This is a genomic window from Mucilaginibacter jinjuensis, assembly GCF_028596025.1.
GTDB lineage: Bacteria > Bacteroidota > Bacteroidia > Sphingobacteriales > Sphingobacteriaceae > Mucilaginibacter > Mucilaginibacter jinjuensis.
The window spans coordinates 3872646-3892359 of the sequence record NZ_CP117167.1 but is presented as its reverse complement, the minus strand read 5'-3'; the positions used below and the strand labels follow the sequence as shown (position 1 = coordinate 3892359).

Sequence of the window (19714 nt, the reverse complement as noted above, 5' to 3'; positions counted from 1 at the left end):
GAAAACACCCATTGCGTCTGTTCGTATGCGTTTAGCAATCCCAATGCAATAACTTTCTTTTAAAAAACTTAGAGGTACTAAAAGTCAATTATCTCCCACAAACGGCAATTAATAACTTATTAAGCTTAAATTAATATCATACACTTAATTAGTGGTTAAAACGATATCAAGTCGTATTAACCAATCCTAAATAATTATGTGTAGAAAATTACTTACTATCACTCTCCGCTTATTTGCGATTTTATTTGTAACCAGCGTTAGCCTATGCTGCGTTTTAGATAAAGCTTTTGCCGAAAATGGAAAGTTGCTTGCCGGAACCTCTAAAATCAACATCACGCCCAAAACCAATGAACCGATACATGATTCGGTATATGCCCGTAGCCTGGTGCTTGATGCAAATGGCAAACGGCTTGCTTTTGTATCTGTTGACCTCGCCATTTTTACGAGCGACAGGCTGGAAAAAATATGCAAGGAAAAATATGGACTTACACAATTGATCCTGTGTTCTTCCCACACCCATTCAGAACCTCAGGTAGGCAACAAAATGGCTTTTCAGGGTAATCCGTACAATTCATTTTATGAAGATCAGATCATTAAGGTTGTTGGCGAGGCTGTGAACCATTTATTTGAAGCCAGGATAGGGGCAGGGCAACGATCATTTCCGCAACTTGGTTTTAATCGCTTAATTGTACGTGAAGATGGGCACGCTAAACAATCATGGATAGGCGACGCTCATTACAAGGTTGAAAACCCCGACCGTATCCCTTTTGGTCCGGTTGACCCTGAAGTGGGGGTAATTAAGATAGAGGACATGAAAGGTAATACCCGTGCACTGGTTATGAATTATGCGATGCATGCCGATATTGTTTGTTTTAATTACGCCATATCTGCCGACTATCCCGGAGTGGCGAGCCGTAAGGTAGAAGAAGCTTATAACAATAAGGTAAATTGCCTTTTCATACAGGGCGCAGGAGGTAACATCGAGGCGTTACAAATTAGTCCGCGCAGATCAGGCCCCAATGATGCTGTGCAAACCAATTATGCTCCAATGGAAAGAACCGGCGAGCTATTGGCATGGGAAGTGCTGAAACTGGCCAAAAGCATTACACCACTCGATGGTCAGACTGATATTAAATATGTGACTGATTCATTGCAGTTTACAGGCCGGTATCATAAATCGCTCAAATATGATGTTCATTTGTCAACACTTATACTAAATAACCAGATTGCAATAGCAATATGCCCTGGCGAATTATTTGTACAGTTTGAACTGGAATGGAAAAAGCACATGCAACTGGCTGATAAAAAAGGCTTCTTTTTCGGTTATAGCTGGAGCGGCGGCAATTGGCCGGGTTATGTTGCCGATGTAAGATCTGCTGCCTTGGGTGGCTACGGTGCCGATGAAAACGATGATTTAATTGAAGTAGGAGCCGGTGAAAACATCATGACGCAGCAACTGAAAAACTATTATAACCTGACGGGATTGATGCGACAAGAGCCACCAAAACAATAAACTAACACGCTGTGTTTGGTGGGTTAAAAAGGGTTATTTATCCCACCAAACACGGCCTGTTAAAACATCACCGCCGGGCAGGCGGGCAACCGCAGCTTTATAGTTATCAGGGTTATTGAGTATTTCGGTAGATAGGTAGATCATTCGGCGTGGAATGGTTCCATTGGTAACATTACCCGGATAATTTATAGGTATCAGCTTAGGGTAGCCGGATCTTTTCCAGTTAAACCAAGCCTCAATAAAGTTAAAATCGGTACCAGTTGTGGCCCAATATTGGTTATTGATCATTTCTAAAGCGGCATTGGTACTGCTTATATTCAGCGGGTGGGCGCTTATATAAGTTCCTATAGTAGCATCGGCGATGGCAGCCCCTGTATCTATCTGGGCCATAGATTGCAAAGATCCTTTTAGTCCATTGGCATAATGTTGCGCCGCCGATCCTGTTATATTCCATCCCCGTAAACTGGCTTCGGCAAGTAGTAGTTCGGTTTCGGCATAGGTCATGATGATGTTGGGGCCACCCAGTTTAAGATATACCGATGTACGCGGGCGCGAAAACTTACCCAAGGGGGCAAAGTCGCCACCTGTACCTGTGCCGCCCGGATAGTTAGGAGAAGTGCGAATGTCTGTAGTACCGCCTTGTAAATCGTATCCGTTAGGCATACCGGCTTGCACGGCCGGGTCTGTATTGCCTGCCATATTTTGGTTATTGTTATTGGCTAAGCCATCTTTAGCAACTTCGGCTATTACACCAAGCCGTGGGTCATTCGTATTCCGCAGAAAATCGATCAACGTTTTACTCCAGCGCACCTCACGGTAATCTGATGCGTTACGCATGGCAATAGATGTGCCATTCTGGTTTTTATAATTGGTGGCATCTGTAAGTACAATGGCGTTATCGTTCACATCATTAAATGTGCCGCCGGCAGCTGCTTTCTCTGCCCATTTTTGTGCCGTTACCGGGTCGGCTTTGGTTAAGCGCATAGCTACGCGCAGCATTAGTGAATAACCTAAACGCTTCCACTTATTAATATCACCGTTGTAAAATAAATCGGCTGTAGGTTGTGATTTATTGGGATCGAGCTTATTTACAGCGCGGTTCAGATCATTTAACATGCTGTTATAAATATCCTGCTGCAGGTCGTAAACAGGGTATTTAATGCCCTCGGTAGCTTTATCTGCTTGTGAGTAGGGGACATCGCCATACATGTCGGTAATGCGTTGTAATATCAGCACAAACATAATATCCCCTACGGCATTAAGGTTTGAGTATTTTACCGAATCCTTTTGCATGGCGAGCGTCTGCATTTCGCGTATGGTTGACGATTGGGCGTAACCTTCATCAAAAACACGGCCCTGGTAATCAGTAAAATTGGCTACGTTAATATATTTATCGCCGTTGTTATAGTAGTAATAGGTTGATGACAAGAGTTGCATCATCGTGCTCTCGTACAGCAATTGGTAATACCCGATGTTCGAATAATTGAACTGTGCGTTAGAAAGTAAAATATTAGGATCGGTATTGGCGGCGGTTGACTTGGTTGGATCGGTATTAATGTTATCCAACTGAGCTTTGGTACAACCCATTACAAACAGACTGCATATCAGGAAAACGATATAAATGTTTTTCATCGCCATATACTACCTGAATTTGATGTTAAAGTTTACACCCAATGTGCGTACCGATGGGAGCGAAGCACCCTCGATACCTGCATAAGTAAGGTTGGGCGAAAACTCAGATTCCGGGTCGATATTCTTTGAATATTTAAGCAAAGTAAACAGGTTTCTGCCAACCAGATCAATGGCTATCGACTGAATAAAACGCGTTTTTTCCGAATGTGGTATAATGGTATAACCCAAAGTTAACTGCCTGAATTTGATAAAGCTGCCATTAATAACCGATAGCTCAGAAATATTGGAAGCCAGCTGTGGGTAATAATTATAAGCAGGCACATTAATGGTGTTAGGTGTACCATCTTCATGCACGCCTTGTGCCACTACACCGGTTTCCCTGCCCACCAATGTGGCTTTATTTAAGCCATAAGTGTACGAGTAGTTCTCGGTAGCCGATAGAATCTTACTGCCCAATTTAAAATCAACTAAAAACGACAGACTGAAGTTGCGGTATCTGAACGTGTTGGTTATACCGCCAAAATCAGTTGGCAAGGTGCCGCCCATAGGTTTAAGATCTCCGCGCTCGGGTATGCCGTTGTTATCAATAATAATTTGTCCCTGTGCATTGCGCTTATAATCGTAAGCCATAATCTGGGTGATGGATTTACCTGTTACCATGGCTGTATTGGCATTAAGCGGCCTGTAGGTACCCGTAAGTACGTAGGTGCTCGAGCCGTCTATCGATAGTAATGTATTTTTAATGTGCGTATAATTCAACGTAATGTTCCAGCTAAAATTGCGGCATTTAACGGGTAAAGCAGTCAGCACAATTTCGGTGCCTTTGTTCAATGTCTTACCCAGGTTTACATACGCAGAAGTAAAGCCGGTTGTAACAGACTGTGCCGCATTTGTAATCTCATTATTGGTAACACGGTGAAAATAAGTGGCATCAATTCCTAAGCGGTTATTTAAAAACATGAGGTTTATACCTGTTTCAAACTCGTTTAGGGTAAATGGTTTCAGGTTATAGTTGGGCAAATCACGACCAAAGTCGCCGGTAGGTGTTTTATTGATAGGGTCGCCGGGTGTAAAATAGGTTTGCGTAGTGTAAGGCTGGCCAGGCTCGCCGCTGGTTTTGGCAAAGCTCATGCGCAGTTTACCATACTCAACAGCTGGTAAATGAACAAGGTCTGAAAATATAAAGCTACCTGAAACACCCGGCACAAAGATGTTACGATTGTTGGAGGGCAGGGTAGAGTAAACATCATCGCGCCCGGTTATGGAGAGGTTTAAATAACGCTTAAAATTTAAATCGGCAGTATAGTAAGCCGATTCTGTAACCAGCTGGTAAATATTATGGGTTGAAGTAATACTGGCCAGGTTTGATATTTCGTACACATAAGGTATAATGAACTGCGAGCCGCTGTAAACCAATTGATCCTGGTATCGTTTACGGAAATTGCCCCCTGCCGAAAAATCGAAGCTTAGATCTTTGGTTATATTTCTGTTTGTAGTGAAAAGTAGATCGGTATTGAGCTCGTAAGTTTGGCTGTTAATTTTATCGTTAAGTGTGCCTTGCTGGTTAATAGTAAATGCTGTGCCGGTAGGTAAAACATTAAGCAGGTTATCATTGCTTATATCGTAGCCGAAACGTGCCTGTAAATAAGTACGGTCGGCAATTTTATACCGGGCAACAGTAGAGGTTATAAAACGGTTGCGGGTTGAATTATCAACCTGTTTGTTAATTACAAAGTATGGGTTGGTTTTATATTCATCGCTATTCCAGGTTGTTTCAACACCAGTTTGAGGGTCGAAGCCAGGTTTTAATAAAGCCTGTTGCGCACTGGTAGCCAGAAACTCGATACCGTAATTTGCGTTCATCGGCCCATCGCTCAGGTATGATCTGTTTTTGCCGAGCTCGTAAACATAGTTGCCGTAAAAACTTACGTTAAGGCGCGGTGTAATATCGTACCCGGTATTTAAATTGATGGTTTTACGGTTAAGGCCGCTATTAGGCAACACTGATTCGTAACTAAGATTGGATGCTGACAGACGAAAAATTCCCTTATCATTACCTCCGCTCACGGCAACGGTATTGGTGAATGATGGGCCGGCGCGATAAAACTGCTGCACATTATCTTTTACAGCTACATAAGGTTGAGTTGTGCCATTTAGTTGCACGCTCGGCTGGCCATCCAGTTTTTCACCCCAGCTCGAGAGGCTCGATGCAATGGCGTTTTCCAGGTCATTTGGCCGTTTGTTTTGTATACCCTGCCCGTATACATATTGAAAATCGGTATTGTTCACTGCCTTATCGTACGACAGGTTCATGTTATATTCAACTGCAATTCCCGTATTCTTTTTAGCAGTTTTAGTGGTTACAATGATCACGCCATTGGCAGCCCTTGCACCATACAGGGCCGAAGCCGCAGAGCCCTTCAAAACGGTAAGTTTATCAATATCATCGGGATTTAAGTTACTGATACCATCGCCGTAATCTGCACCACCGTATTCGTTTGCACTGCCGCGTTGGGTGTTATCAATAGGCACACCATTTAAAATTACTAACGGCGAACCCGCATTCATACTGGTCGCACCGCGCAGTAAGATCCGTGAAGAGGAGGAAGGCCCGCCATAAACCCCGCTGATATTTAAGCCTGCTACTTTGCCCTCTAAATCCATCACCATATTGGCTTCGCGGGCACGGGTAATATCATCACCGTTAATCGTGCTTACAGCGTAACCTACTTTCCGGTCTTCTTTGCCGATGTTTAGGGCGGTAACTACAATTTCATTTAGCTGGTTGAGGTTTTGTTCCAATGCAATAATCAAATGGCCAATGCTTAGTTGCAATGCTATATCCTGGCTTTTGTAGCCAATATGTGAGATGATCAACTTTTGACCCGGGAGAACACTGATTGAGAATTGCCCTTTCTCATCTGTAACCGTACCGTTTTTACTACTGGGTAAGGTGATAGAAACACCCTGCATAGCAATACCCTCACTATTGATTATAATTCCGCTAATGGTAATTTTATTTGTATTGAGGTTGCGGGGGCTAACGGCAATCAGGTTATCGGCAAGCAGGGTGTATGTATAATCGGTACCGGTAAATTGTTTATCCAATACAGATAAAGCTTCCTGGTTTTTAACTTTTAGGCTGATTTGTTTGTTGGGTAAGTCGGCAGGGCTGTAAACAAAGCGGTAATTGGTTTGCTGTTTAATGGCGTTGAGAAACTCCTCGAACGTTGCACGGCGCAATGATAAGGACACCTTTGTTTGCGCATAAGCAGGCAGGCTTAAAACAACCATCGCCAAAGCAATGATAAATAGATGTATTACCCTAACAGTATTGCTGCCAAAGCTAAATTGCCTAACTCCCACACTTAGTTTAAATATAATCGGACCAATATAACCCTTAAAAGGATTTTTAATGGTATGGCGGTTAATATATCACTACACTGTTACCCTTTATCCGGTAATGGAAAGGCTTAACGGTTTGAAGTGATAATAATACCTGGTTTAAATCTTCTCTGTCGTAATCGCCGGTAAAGGTAGAATTTTTCAGGTTGTTATTATCAAACTTTATTGCAATGCCAAATCTGCGTGAAAGTGTGTTGGCTAATTGGTCAAACGGCTGATTCTTAAAGCTTAACTTATTGCTTAACCAGGCTGTTTCAACAATATCGCCGCCGGGCTGGTTGTAATAAGTTTGTTTGGTAAGCTGATATTGGTCGTTTTGCATTAACAGTTTATCAGTTGGTTTCAGCATTACTGCAGTGTTGGGTTGGTTTGGAAAAGTAACCCTGATGCTTCCGCGAATTAAAGTAGCTTCTTTAACCGCATCGTTATCGTAGCTCTTTACATCGAAAGCAGTACCCAGTACCCTAATGTTAAATTTTGAGGTATGTACAATAAATGGATGCTGCGCATCGTGCTTTACATCGAAATAAGCTTCGCCATTTAAATAAACTTCACGGGTTTTACCATCAAACGAAGCCGGATATTTAATGCTCGATTCTGAGTTAAGGGTGACCTGCGTACCATCGGCCAGTATCAGGTGCGATGTAATGCGGCTTGGGGTATGCAATTGCTTTAAAGCAGCATAAGCTGTTGCAGAGGTGTTTTTATTTAACAGTTTATAAGCGCCGAATGATAACAACAATACTGCTGCAGTTGCGGCAACGCCACGTAGCCAGTTATTTTGTTTTTTAAGCTGATAAATTTTTACTTTTTCCTGCTCTTCACGTTCGTGAATGTCGGTTCTTCTTTTAATATCTTCAAAAATACCGGCTATGTTGTTTTGAGGTTCCTCATCTTGCTGCCAGTAAGTTTTTAATGATTCATACTCTTTACGATAGCCTTCATTGCTGATCAACAGGCTGTTAAACTCCTGAGATTCTTCGGGAGATATTTCGCCTGTTAGCTTTTTGGCCAGCAATTCTGTAAAGCGGTCTTCGATCATTAGTGTAATTCGTACAATATAGGATAATCCCTTTTATTTTAAAAATGCCTACAAGCTATAGTAAAATAATAGACAAAGTTTAAAAATACCACCAGGGAGAGTAATTTATCGACGTGAGTAGATTTGCTGCCGGGTAATTGATCGGCATGCAGAATGGTTCTAAGCTTGGCAATTGCCCTGAAAAGTTGGGTCTGTACAGTGCGGGGCGAGATGTCCAAAATATCTGCAACCTCCTTGTATTTTAAGCCATTCTCCTTAATCATCTTAAAAACCATTCTCGACTGGTTGGGCAGCGTATCAATGGCAGTATCCAAACGGTGGTGCAGTTCCTTTAACTCCAGTTTCCTGGCAGGGTCGGCCAGATCTACCATTTGTACTTCGTGCGTACTCTCGATCTCCACCAGGTGAATACCCGAGAATTTTTTGCAGTGCTTTAGCGATTGATTTTTAACCGCAACAAACAAATACGTTTCCGGAAACTCGATATGGGTTAATGATTTCCGGTTGTTCCAGCAGCGTACAAATACTTCAGATACAATTTCTTCGGCAGGTTCACGCTGGTCTACATAATACATACAAAAGCGTATGAGCTTGTTAAACAACGTATAATAGAAGCTTTCAAAGGCTTTTATATCGTCGTTATTACAAATTTTGCTCCAAAGCTCTGTTACGTCCGGCTTCAATTTTCAGGGATGTTTTACAAGTAGGTGTTTTTGCTAAAATGGTTTTGCAAGGTAGTAAAGTGGTTAATAAAATCAAATATGAGTTAAGTTTTTATAAAAATAAAATTTCCTGTAGGCAATTTAACGCTGCGCTGGCTTTAGTATTATAATGAGGTGCACGGTTCGCAGCCGGGTATTTCAGGTCTCACATGTTTAATGAGTTTAAAGGACATTTAAACTGAGTATTGGATTTTTAGTTGTGGCCGGGGATTGAGTCTCCCCGGCCTTTTTTGTGGTAACATTTTGGAGATCCCATAAATATTATCATCAAAATTTTACCCCTTATGAATTTCTCTGCAAAGAGCACTTGCTGTAGTGTTCCCCTAATTTAGGGGAATGCAATGACAGTGCTATCACATCTCACATTAATAAGGGGTATAAATTAACCCGGCTAAAGATTCCTGACATGCCCTCATGTAAAGCCAAAATTACCCCACTGTAAAAAAATAAAAATTGTTGTAGGCAATTTTTTGTGGCTGTGGCTCTATACTCTAAACCATGCCATGTGTAAGCACATGGTATAAACTAAATCAACGAAAATCTAATAAATCAATTAATGAGTATGAAAAAACCATTACATCTAACATGTTTGCTGGTTTTTGCTTCTGCAGGTGCTTTTGCATCAACGCAGATGGCAAAATCTGCAGATGTTGCGAGATCTTTAACAAAGGCTAATGTGGTTGCGTTTACTAAAACAGTAGGGGCTGCCGCTGTGCAGGGCACCGTGCGCGACAACGGCGGTTTACCGCTTATCGGTGTAAGTGTTACCGTTAAAGGCACAACCAACGGTACACAAACAGATACCCAAGGTAAATTTAGCTTATCAACCAAAGCAGGCGACGTGCTTGTATTTAGCTACATCGGCTACAAAACGCAGGAAGTACCGGTAGGCGATGGCACCGCATTAAACGTTGTGTTGTTAAGCGATGAGAAAAGCTTACAGGAAGTTGTGGTAACTGCATTTGGTATAAAACGTTCGGAGAAATCACTTACTTATAGCGCACAACAAGTATCGGGCGATGAGTTAACCAGAGCAAAAAGCGATAACCTGGTAAACAGCCTGAACGGAAAAGTTCCGGGTGTTACCATTACGCCAAGCGCATCAGGTGTTGGTGGATCTGCCAAAGTTATTTTGCGTGGTAATAAATCTTTTTCAGGTAACAACCAGCCACTATATGTTATTGATGGTATCCCGATGACCAACAATGCTGGCTTAAACAGCACTGCTGGTAGCGGAACTGCAACAGGCCAGCCTAATAACCCATTCGGTGGTTCTACAAGTGTTGATAACGGTGATGGTATCAGCAACCTTAACCCCGACGATATCGAAAGCATGAGCGTTTTAAAAGGCGCTGCTGCTTCGGCATTGTATGGTAGCCAGGGTGCAAATGGTGTTATCTTAATTACCACTAAAAAAGGTAAAGCCGGTAAAACACAAATTAACTACAACTCATCTTATCAGCTTAGCAATATTGCCTATAAGCCAGAGTTCCAAAATGACTACGGTAGAACTACAGCAACTGCTAACGATAGCTGGGGAGCCAAAACCTCAGGCGCTTCTCAGGATAACCTGGATGCCTATTTCAGAACAGGTTATAACTGGACAAACTCAATTAACCTTTCGGGCGGAAATGAAGTTGCACAAACTTATTTTTCTTATGCAAACACCCGCGCCAATGGTGTTGAGCCAACCAATGAGTTAAGCAGAAATAACTTTAACCTACGCGAAACGGGTAAGTTTTTAAACAATAAGCTTACCGTTGATGGTAATGTTAACTACATTAGCCAGCGTATTAAAAATACACCTGCTTTAGGTTTGTATTTTAACCCGTTAACAGGTTTGTATTTGTTTCCAAGAGGGATGGACATTACCCCTTATAAAAACCAATACGAGTTTGCTAATCAAACCGGTTATGCGAGACAAAACTGGGATGTTAGTGAAGATCTTCAGCAAAACCCGTGGTGGATTGCCAACCGTAACCCTAACTTCTTAAACCGCGATCGTTTCTTATTTAACGGTAGTGTGAAATATGATTTTACGAATTGGTTAAGCTTCCAGGTAAGAGGTAACTTCGACCGTTCTGCCGATAGCTACGAACAGGACCTGTACTCGGGTACACAGGCTACCTTATCAAAACCAAACGGACAGTTTATCTTAAATAACCAAACCCAGGAGCAAAAATACGGTGATGCGTTATTGACATTTAAAGTGCCAATGAGCGGCCCGATTAAAATTGATGGTATAGCAGGCGGTAGCATTACCGATTCGAAAGTTGTTGGTACCAATCTTGGCGCAGGTTTAGGTTTATCTACTCCCAACTTATTTATAGCGCAAAATACAATTGTTAGCGGTACAAACAGTAACGCATCAACATTGCCATTAAGCCACAATCAATTACAATCTCTTTACGGTAACGTAAACTTATCGTACAAAGAGTGGTTATTCTTAAACTTAACCGCAAGAAACGACTGGTCTTCAAACCTTTCTTATACACCTAACGGTTCTTATTTTTATCCATCTGCCGGTTTATCAGTATTGCTTAATCAGGTGTTGAAACTACCTGCATTTATCAGCTATGCTAAAGTAAGAGGTAACTATGCCGAAGTTGGTAACACCGTACCACAGTACGTAACCAATCCGGTTAACTATTTAGATGCAACAGGTTCAGTAGTATTAAGTACAGTTGCACCTTTCGGTACATTGAAACCAGAAAGAACAAAAACCTATGAATTTGGTGCTGATGTACGTTTCTTTAATGACGATCTGAACCTGTCATTCAACTACTACAAATCAAACACCCGTAACCAGTTTGTACAGGTTACGCCTTCTGTAGCAACCGGCTATAGCGTTGGTTACATTAATGCAGGCGAGGTTGAAAACAAAGGTTTCGAGTTTTTAATCGGATATAACATCATCAACAACGGTAAGTTTAAATGGAACTCATCTGTTAATGCCAGCAGAAACATCAATAAAATCCTTGATGTAGATAGCAAAGACGGTATCAACCAGTTTATTTTAACAAGCAACGCTAATACCAACTACGAATCTATCCTGGCTAAAGGTGGTTCTTATGGCGATATTTATGGCTATACTGTAAAACGCGATGCTTCAGGCCGTATCTTATTAAATGATGATGGTACGCCTCAAACTAACAACGGCTTTAACAAAATAGGTAACCCAACACCTAAATTCTCAGCTGGATGGAATAACACATTCAACTACAAAAACTTCAATTTAAGCGTATTAGTTGATGGCAAATTTGGCGGACAAGTATTGTCGGAAACCCAAGCCATTATGGATCAGTACGGTGTATCAAAAACTACCGGCGATGCCAGGAATAGTGGTGGTGTTAGCGTTAACGGCGTAAATGCAACAACAGGCGCACCTGTATCAACAGTAAATGCCAAAACATGGTATACCAGTATTGGCGGCCGTCAGGGTGTTTCTGAGATGTACATGTACAGCGCTACTGTAGTACGTTTGCGTGAGGCATCATTTGGATATACTTTCCCTATTGATAACAAAGTTGTTAAAAACCTGAGATTGTCAGTTGTAGGCAGAAACCTGCTGTATTTCTACAAAAAAGCACCATTTGATCCTGAATTGTCAATGTCTACCGGTAACGGTTTAAGCGGTATCGACATATTTAACCAGCCGGCTACACGTAATATCGGTCTTAACCTGAATGTTACTTTCTAATGTCTGTTAAAAATAAAGCAATGAAAACTAAATATATAGCTACAATTACCGGGAGAAAGTGTATATCGCTTTTCTCTCTATTGATACTCATCATAGTTGCAAGCGGTTGCCAGAAAAATTTTGAGAAGTTCAATACCGATCAAACTGGTATATCAAATGCCAACCTTGATATTACCAGTGTGTTTAAACCACTGCAGCATGAGATTTTCCACGATTATCAAACAGCGCAAAATTTAAGCGCGGATGGTTTTGGAGGATACATGATGTCGCCAACCCCGTTTGCAGCGTCTTATGATCTTAACTATTCACTGGTTGATAACTGGGATAAAAACGGGTTTAACGATATGTATACCTACATCTATGCGCCTGTAAATAAAATTGCAAGCGTTGGTACCAAGAAAAACCTGCCCGATTTTTGGGCTATAGCTTTAATTGTTAAAGTTGAAGCCATGCACAGGGTAACCGATAAATTTGGCCCTATACCTTACAGCCAGGTTGGTAAATCATTGGTTGCTACACCTTACGATAGCCAGCAAGCAGTATATAACCAGTTTTTCCTGGAGTTAGATACTGCGGTAAATACACTGCAAACTTACGTAGCTGCTAATCCTGGTAAAACACCGTTTGCAAACTACGATCTGTTATATAATGGCGATTATACCAAGTGGATAAAATTTGCCAACTCGTTAAGGTTGCGTTTAGCGATGCACATTGTTAAGATTGACCCGGCAACGGCTAAACTACAAGGCGAAAAAGCATTGGCTAATACAGGCGGTTTAATGTCGGCCCCAAGCGATGATGCTGCTGTAACTGTAACCACAGGTACCAGCGATTTATACATGATTACCCACGATTGGGGAGACAACAGGCTGAACGCTACAGTAGGTACTTACCTTACCGGTTATAACGACCCTCGTTTAAGCATCTACGCAGCTCCGGCTACAGATCCTGCTGTTGCAGGTCAATACACAGGTATCCGTATTGGTTCAGCGCTTGCATCTAAAGATGATTATGAAGGTTATGCTTCACTTAATACGGCCACAACCTTTACGCCTTTAAAAGCAGAGCAATTAATGTGTGCTGCCGAAAGCTGGTTCTTAAAAGCAGAAGCAGGTTTACGCGGCTGGACCGGTGCCGGCGATCCGCAAACCAACTATGAGCAAGGTGTGAGAGTATCTATGCAGCAATGGGGAGCAAACGTGGGTAATTACCTGAGCGATGCAACAAGCACACAAGCTGCTTATACAGATCCTAAAAACTCGGCAAATAACTCTCCGGCGGTATCGTCAATCACTATTAAATGGGATGCAGGCGCTACTAATGAGCAAAAACTGGAGCGTATCATGACCCAAAAATGGTTGGCTATGTTCCCGGAAGGGCAAGAAGCCTGGACAGAGTTCCGCAGAACCGGTTATCCTAAACTGTTTACTGTTGTAAATAATAAAAGCAATGGTACAATTGATACACAGATACAGGTACGCAGATTAGCTTATCCTCAAAATGAATATACTACCAACGGTGCTGCCGTTCGGGCAGCCGTTCAACTACTTGGCGGTGCCGATAATGGAGGTACCCGTTTATGGTGGGACGTAAATAAAGCAAATTTTTAATATCTAAAATACACAGGCGAAACCTAACAGTTTCGCCTGTGCTACTTCATACTTATGAGAAAGAACGGTGGGTTTTTATTGTGTTGTTTAATTCTGACTACTTTTTTAAGTGCTAATGCACAAACCAAACTAACAAAATATGTAGACCCGTTTATTGGTACGGGCGGGCACGGGCATACATTCCCGGGTGCTACGGTACCTTTTGGAATGGTACAGCTAAGCCCTGATAATGGCCGTACAGGCTGGGACTGGTGCGGTGGTTACCATTACAGCGATTCTGTTGTAGTGGGCTTTAGCCATACACACTTAAGCGGCACAGGTATCGGCGATTGGTACGATATTTCTGTAATGCCCGAAACAAGGCTGATTACCGACACTGCCGACCATGGCGAGGTGAAATACAGCCACAAAAATGAGAAAGCAACACCTGGCTACTACCAGGTTAAATTAAATAATGGTGTAAATGTAGCATTGACTACCACCGAAAGATGCGGGTTGCATGATATAAGTTTCCCGACAGGCGTAACACCTGTAGTTAAAGTAAACCTCGGCTTTCATATCAACTGGGATAAACCAACATCTACCTATATTAAGCAGATCAACGACTCTACTATTGTTGGTTATCGTTATTCAACCGGTTGGGCAGAGATGCAAAGGGTTTACTTTGCTATCAGGTCATCGAAACCGTTTAAAAAACTATACCTCAATGCCGATGGTGCTAATGTAAATGGATCGGAAGCTAAGGCAACTGCGGTTATGGGCCAATTGTTGTTTGATGCACAATCTAACAACAAAGTGATGCTGAAAGTTGCGCTGTCGACTGTTAGTACCGATAAAGCAATCATCGCGTTGGGCGAAGTTAAAGGTTGGGATTTCAACAAAACCAAAGCAAACGCCGAGGCGAAATGGGAGCACGAATTAGCGAAAGTGCAGATTAAAACTGATGATGCTAAGTTACGTCGTGTTTTCTACACTGCACTTTACCATACCTGTATGGCACCTGCTTTATATTCTGATGCTGATGGTAGCTACCAAAACGCTAAAGGCGAGGTACATCAAATGCCGGCAGGTCAGCAGCGTTATACAGAATATTCATTGTGGGATACCTTCCGCGCCTTAAACCCTCTGTTTACCGTTACACAGCAAGAGCGCTACCTGGGTATTTTAAACACCATGCTCGCTTTCTACAAAGAAACTGGCTTGTTGCCGATCTGGGATTTAAGCGCTAACGAAACCAATTGCATGACTGGCTACCATGCCGTGCCTGTATTGGCCGATGCGGTTTTAAAAGGTATTAAAGGTGTTGATGCTAACCTGGCTTATGAGGCCATGAAAAAAAGCTCAATGCAAAACATCCGCGGAACAAACTTCTACCGTCAGTATGGCTACATCCCGCAGGATAAATTTGGTAGCAGCGTTACCATCACTTTAGAGTATTCTTATGACGACTGGTGCATTGCGCAGGTTGCCAAAAAACTGGGTCATAACGATGATTATAATTATTACATGACCCGTTCGACTTCGTGGAAAAACCTGTTCGATCCTAAAATTGGTTTCGCAAGGGCTAAAAATTCTGATGGTAAATGGGTAGTGCCTTTCGATCCTTATTATTCTGAGCACGATCCTGATAAGGCTATGTTTACAGAAGGTAACTCATGGCAGCACACCTTCTTTGTACCACACGATGTTACCGGTTTGGCTATGAAGTATGGCAGCTACGCCAACTTTGCTAAAAAGCTGGATTCATTGTTCTCGGTAAGCTCAAAAATGACAGGCGAGCACCAGTCACCAGATGTGAGCGGCATGATTGGTCAGTACGCACACGGCAACGAGCCAAGCCACCACATTGCTTATATGTATGATTTTATTGGTATGCCATGGAAAACCCAATCGCGCGTGCGTATGATCGTTGATTCAATGTACCACGATCAGCCTGATGGCTACGCCGGTAACGAAGATTGCGGACAGATGAGCGCCTGGGCAGTATGGAGTATTTCGGGCCTTTACCCGGCAAACCCGGCCAGCGGCAAATACATGTTCGGCAGCCCTTCAGCTAATGAGGTTGCCATTACCACCACTACCGGCAAATTCGTTATTAAAGCTAAAAACAATAGCAAAAAGAATGTATACATCCAAAGCGTAACGCTTAACGGCAAGCCTTATACCAAAGGATATATCACCCATCAGGATGTGTTAAAAGGAGGGGTGCTGGAGTTTACAATGGGGCCTGATCCAAAAATCTAACTGACCATAATAGATACAATCAATCCTATGTTTAACCCTAAAATCAATTGCCTATGAATTAAAATGTGAGTAGCAACTATCTTATTTAAACAGCTCCAACAAGAACCAAATTATACAAAAACCAAAAAATGTTTATGAAAAGATTTAGTAATTCGTTGTTAAAAAATGCGGTAGTACCATCGGCTTTAGTTATGCTGATGTTTGCTTCGGCTTGTAAAAAAGATGCAAATTCTGCTAACCCTGTTGGCACACCAGAGGCCAGTAAAGTAAAAACTGATGCCATTGGTGTTAGCGGGCCAAAAGGAGTTTGCTATGTTGAAGTGAACAATAATGACATCCGTGATGTGGGTAAATACAAACTATCTACCGGGCAGCAATTGTTTGATATTGCTATCATTTTTGCGGCCAACATCAACTATAATACCTCTACCCAGCAAGCGGTATTATACTACAACCCACAGGTTACTAACGTGCTGAATAATAAAGCTACTTACATTCAATCATTACAAGCCAAAGGGATTAAGGTTTTGCTGTCTATCCTGGGTAACCACCAGGGTGCCGGTATTTCTAACTTCCCTACACAGGCAGCGGCTACCGCTTTTGCACAGCAATTAAGCAATGCGGTTACCACATACGGCCTGGATGGTATTGATTTTGACGACGAATACGCCGATTACGGTACCAACGGAACCGGACAGCCTAACTCAAGTTCATTTGTTTATTTAGTTACCGCTTTGCGCCAGCTGATGCCGAATAAAATTATATCATTTTATTACTATGGCCCAGCTGCTTCCCGTTTATCATACAACGGTGTAACAGTAGGTTCTAAAGTAAACTACAGCTGGAATGCCATTTACGGTTCTTACTCGGTACCTAATGTACCTGGTTTAAGTGCGGCTAATTTAGGCCCTGCTGCTATTGATATTCAAAGCACCAGTGCAAGTACTGCAGCGTCATTGGCAACACAAACAGTAAATAACAACTACGGTATTTACCTGTATTATAATTTACCTGATGCCGATTCGCATACTTACCTAACCAGCGTATCTAATGCACTGTATGGTAAAGCAACAACCTACAACCCGTAATGGTAAGGTTGTAATACATTAAAATTAATTCGCCTGGTGATGCGTTATGTCATCAGGCGAATTTTATATTTATATCTATGCAAAGAAAACTTTACGCTTCTATTTTACTGTTATTTTCTACCCTGCAAGTTCCGTTGCTGAGTAAAGCACAGAGCCAGTATGAACTCAATTCGGATTGGAAATGTGCCAAGGCCGATGGGCTTAATCAATCCGGCGCGCAGATCAGCAAACCCGACTTCAATACAAATGCCTGGCTGCCTGCCACAGTGCCCGGTACGGTATTAACGACCCTGCTAAACGATCACAAAATCCCCGATCCTTTTTACGGGATGAACAATAAACACATTGCCGATATTTACGATAAAGGCAATGCCTACTATACTTATTGGTTTGTAAAGGATTTTACTGAAAAAAAGCCCGCTGCCGATAAAAAGATATTTCTGAACCTTAGAGGCGTTAACTATACCTGCGAGATTTATTTAAACGGCCAGCCGGTTACTGCTAAGCCCCATGAGGGGATGTTTCTGCGTCAATCGTACAACATTACTAACCTGCTAAGTGCAACCGGTAAAAACAGGCTGGCTATTCTGGTTCATCCGGCACCTGTACCGGGTAACCCCAATGGTGGCCAGGGTGGCGATGGTACTATTGCCCGAAACGTAGCCCTGCAATACACCGCAGGTTGGGATTGGATCCAGCCCATTCGCGATCGTAATACCGGGATTTGGGATAAGGTAACCATCCAGCAAACAGGCTTGGTGCGTATTCAAAACTCTCATGTAATAACATTGGTGCCCGGCATCCGTATGCCCGAAGGCCCGCAAAAACCGGCAACCATTAAAGCTGCTGCCGAACTCGAAAATGCAAGCAACAAACCCGTAAAAGGTGTTTTAAAATATATGATAGATGGCCGTATTGTTACCAAAGCAGTAACGCTTGCACCATCCACGACAACCGAAATAGCATTACCGGATTTAACGCTGAACAACCCCAAACTATGGTGGCCAAACGGTTATGGCACACCAAACTTATATGCAAGCCAGTTCCAGTTTTTAGTTAACGGACAGGTAGTATCCGACCAAAACAATGTGGAAGTAGGGGTAAGGCAAATTGAAACCACATGGAATGCTACCACCCAAAGCCGCCAGATAGCAGTTAACGGACAAAAGATCTTTATTAAAGGTGGCAACTGGATTGTATCAGACGCGATGCTGCGTTTAAGTGATGCACGTTACGATGCCGAGGTGCATTACCACAAGGATATGAATCTGAACCTCATTCGTGTTTGGGGTGGGGCATTGATTGAGCGACCAGAGTTTTATGCAGCCTGTGATAAATATGGTATGCTGGTTTTCCAGGATTTCTGGATGTCGGGCGATTGTAATGGCCGTTGGGTTGACCCGATGAAAAAGGAAGACCAATGGACTCGCCGCCAGTATCCGGATAATCATTCGCTTTATTTGGCTTCAGCTGCCGATCAGATTAAATTGGTTCGTAACCATCCATCACTGGCTATCTGGTGTGCAGGTAATGAGATCCCACCAACTGATGATATTTTGATCCCGCTTCGCGATAGTATCATGGCTAAACTGGATGGTACACGCTGGTTTATCGAATACTCTAACTCGAGCGAGATGTCGTACAATACCATTGGCGGTAATGGGGATGGTCCTTACGGGATCCAACCGATCGAAAGTTTCTGGAAAGACCGTACGTTCCCTTTTAACTCAGAAGTAGGTTCGGTTGGTGTGGGCGATTATGAATCGTTAACTCGGTTTATCCCTTCCAAAAATCTAACTACACCAAAATACAGTGCCAAGGTTGATGATGTGGATTCTGTTTGGGATTACCATAAATACAAAGGTGTTAGCTACCGCGATTATTTAAAACCTTACGGTGAGCCCGAAAGCGTGCGCGATTTTGCCATGAAGGCACAACTGGCCAATTACGACCAGTACCGTGCCCTAATGGAAGGCTTTAGCTCGCACATGTGGGAGTGGTATACCGGTACCATCATCTGGAAAACACAAAACCCATGGACTGCCATGCGAGGCCAGATGTATGATTATTACCTGGACCCCAATGCTTGTTTATACGGTTTGCGTACCGGCAGTGCGCCATTACAAATGGCCTATAACCCGGTTGATGGTATGGTTACCGGTATAAACAATACCTTTAAAACACACCGCAACATGATGCTGGTTGTTAAAACCTATGACATGACAGGAAAGGATTCTGTTTTAACGCAGGTGTTTACATCGATAGGCCCATCATCGGTACAAAAAATCCAATCTTTCAAAAAAGAAATTGATGAGCTGCGCGAAAAGCAAGGTGTGTTTTTGAGCCTGCAATTATTGGATCTGAATAAGAAAGTACTCAGTAATAACTTCTATTGGTTGCCGGATGCCAAAGGAGAATACTCGGGCTTGCAAAAAATTAAAAAGTCTGAGCTGAAAGTATCAGCCAAGCAGGTTACTAAAGGCAAGGTAGAGGTAACTTTGAGTAATCCTTCAAATGCGCCTGTTGCATTTTTCAACAGATTGGCGTTAATTAGCGGCCAAACCAAGCAACGCATACTACCAGCATTTGCAGATGATAATTATTTATCGGTTATGCCCGGCGAAACCAGGAAAGTTATTATCACTTACCCGCTGGAACAACAAACCGATATGCAATTAAACATCAAAGGCTGGAACGTTGCCGAGCAAACAGTTGCCATAACTAATTAACAAATACCTATATCTACATATTCTATATC

The 19714-nt window shown here is 42.5% G+C and carries 10 protein-coding genes; 6 read left to right on the top strand and 4 right to left on the bottom strand.

Annotated features, from left to right (window positions below):
- Window positions 1-196: 196 nt before the first annotated feature.
- On the top strand, window positions 197-1513 hold the full coding sequence (locus PQO05_RS17100) for a neutral/alkaline non-lysosomal ceramidase N-terminal domain-containing protein (protein WP_273628644.1): 1317 nt from the start codon (window positions 197-199) through the stop codon (window positions 1511-1513).
- Window positions 1514-1546: 33 nt separating this feature from the next.
- On the opposite strand, the gene PQO05_RS17095 is transcribed toward PQO05_RS17100, so the two are convergent.
- The 4 genes from PQO05_RS17095 to PQO05_RS17080 form a co-directional block, all read right to left on the bottom strand.
- Entirely contained in the window at window positions 1547-3145 is a 1599-nt protein-coding gene (locus PQO05_RS17095) for a SusD/RagB family nutrient-binding outer membrane lipoprotein (protein WP_273628643.1), read from the bottom strand.
- A gap of 9 nt (window positions 3146-3154) precedes the next feature.
- Entirely contained in the window at window positions 3155-6439 is a 3285-nt protein-coding gene (locus tag PQO05_RS17090; protein WP_273628642.1) for a SusC/RagA family TonB-linked outer membrane protein, read from the bottom strand.
- A 133-nt stretch (window positions 6440-6572) separates the two neighbouring features.
- Window positions 6573-7592, bottom strand: a complete 1020-nt coding sequence (locus PQO05_RS17085) for a FecR family protein (protein ID WP_273628641.1) — start codon at window positions 7590-7592, stop codon at window positions 6573-6575.
- Between the two features lie 38 nt (window positions 7593-7630).
- Window positions 7631-8167 carry a sigma-70 family RNA polymerase sigma factor gene (locus PQO05_RS17080; RefSeq protein WP_273628640.1) on the bottom strand — a complete coding sequence of 179 codons (537 nt, stop codon included), beginning with the start codon at window positions 8165-8167 and terminating at the stop codon, window positions 7631-7633.
- A gap of 709 nt (window positions 8168-8876) precedes the next feature.
- Here PQO05_RS17080 and PQO05_RS17075 point away from each other — a divergent pair.
- The 5 genes from PQO05_RS17075 (at window position 8877) to PQO05_RS17055 (ending at window position 19685) form a co-directional block, all read left to right on the top strand.
- The gene (locus PQO05_RS17075) at window positions 8877-12014 is read left to right on the top strand and encodes a SusC/RagA family TonB-linked outer membrane protein (protein WP_273628639.1); all 3138 of its coding nucleotides are present in this window, start codon (window positions 8877-8879) and stop codon (window positions 12012-12014) included.
- A gap of 20 nt (window positions 12015-12034) precedes the next feature.
- Complete coding sequence (locus PQO05_RS17070) at window positions 12035-13624, top strand: SusD/RagB family nutrient-binding outer membrane lipoprotein (protein WP_273628638.1); 1590 nt, start codon at window positions 12035-12037, stop codon at window positions 13622-13624.
- 54 nt (window positions 13625-13678) lie between these two features.
- A complete protein-coding gene (locus PQO05_RS17065) occupies window positions 13679-15868 on the top strand; it encodes a GH92 family glycosyl hydrolase (protein WP_273628637.1) in 2190 nt (729 codons plus the stop codon).
- Between the two features lie 134 nt (window positions 15869-16002).
- Window positions 16003-16956 carry an endo-beta-N-acetylglucosaminidase H gene (locus tag PQO05_RS17060; RefSeq protein ID WP_273628636.1) on the top strand — a complete coding sequence of 318 codons (954 nt, stop codon included), beginning with the start codon at window positions 16003-16005 and terminating at the stop codon, window positions 16954-16956.
- Window positions 16957-17033: 77 nt separating this feature from the next.
- Window positions 17034-19685: a glycoside hydrolase family 2 protein gene (locus PQO05_RS17055; RefSeq protein ID WP_273628635.1), complete on the top strand. Its 2652-nt coding sequence runs from the start codon at window positions 17034-17036 to the stop codon at window positions 19683-19685.
- The last annotated feature ends 29 nt before the right edge of the window (window positions 19686-19714 follow it).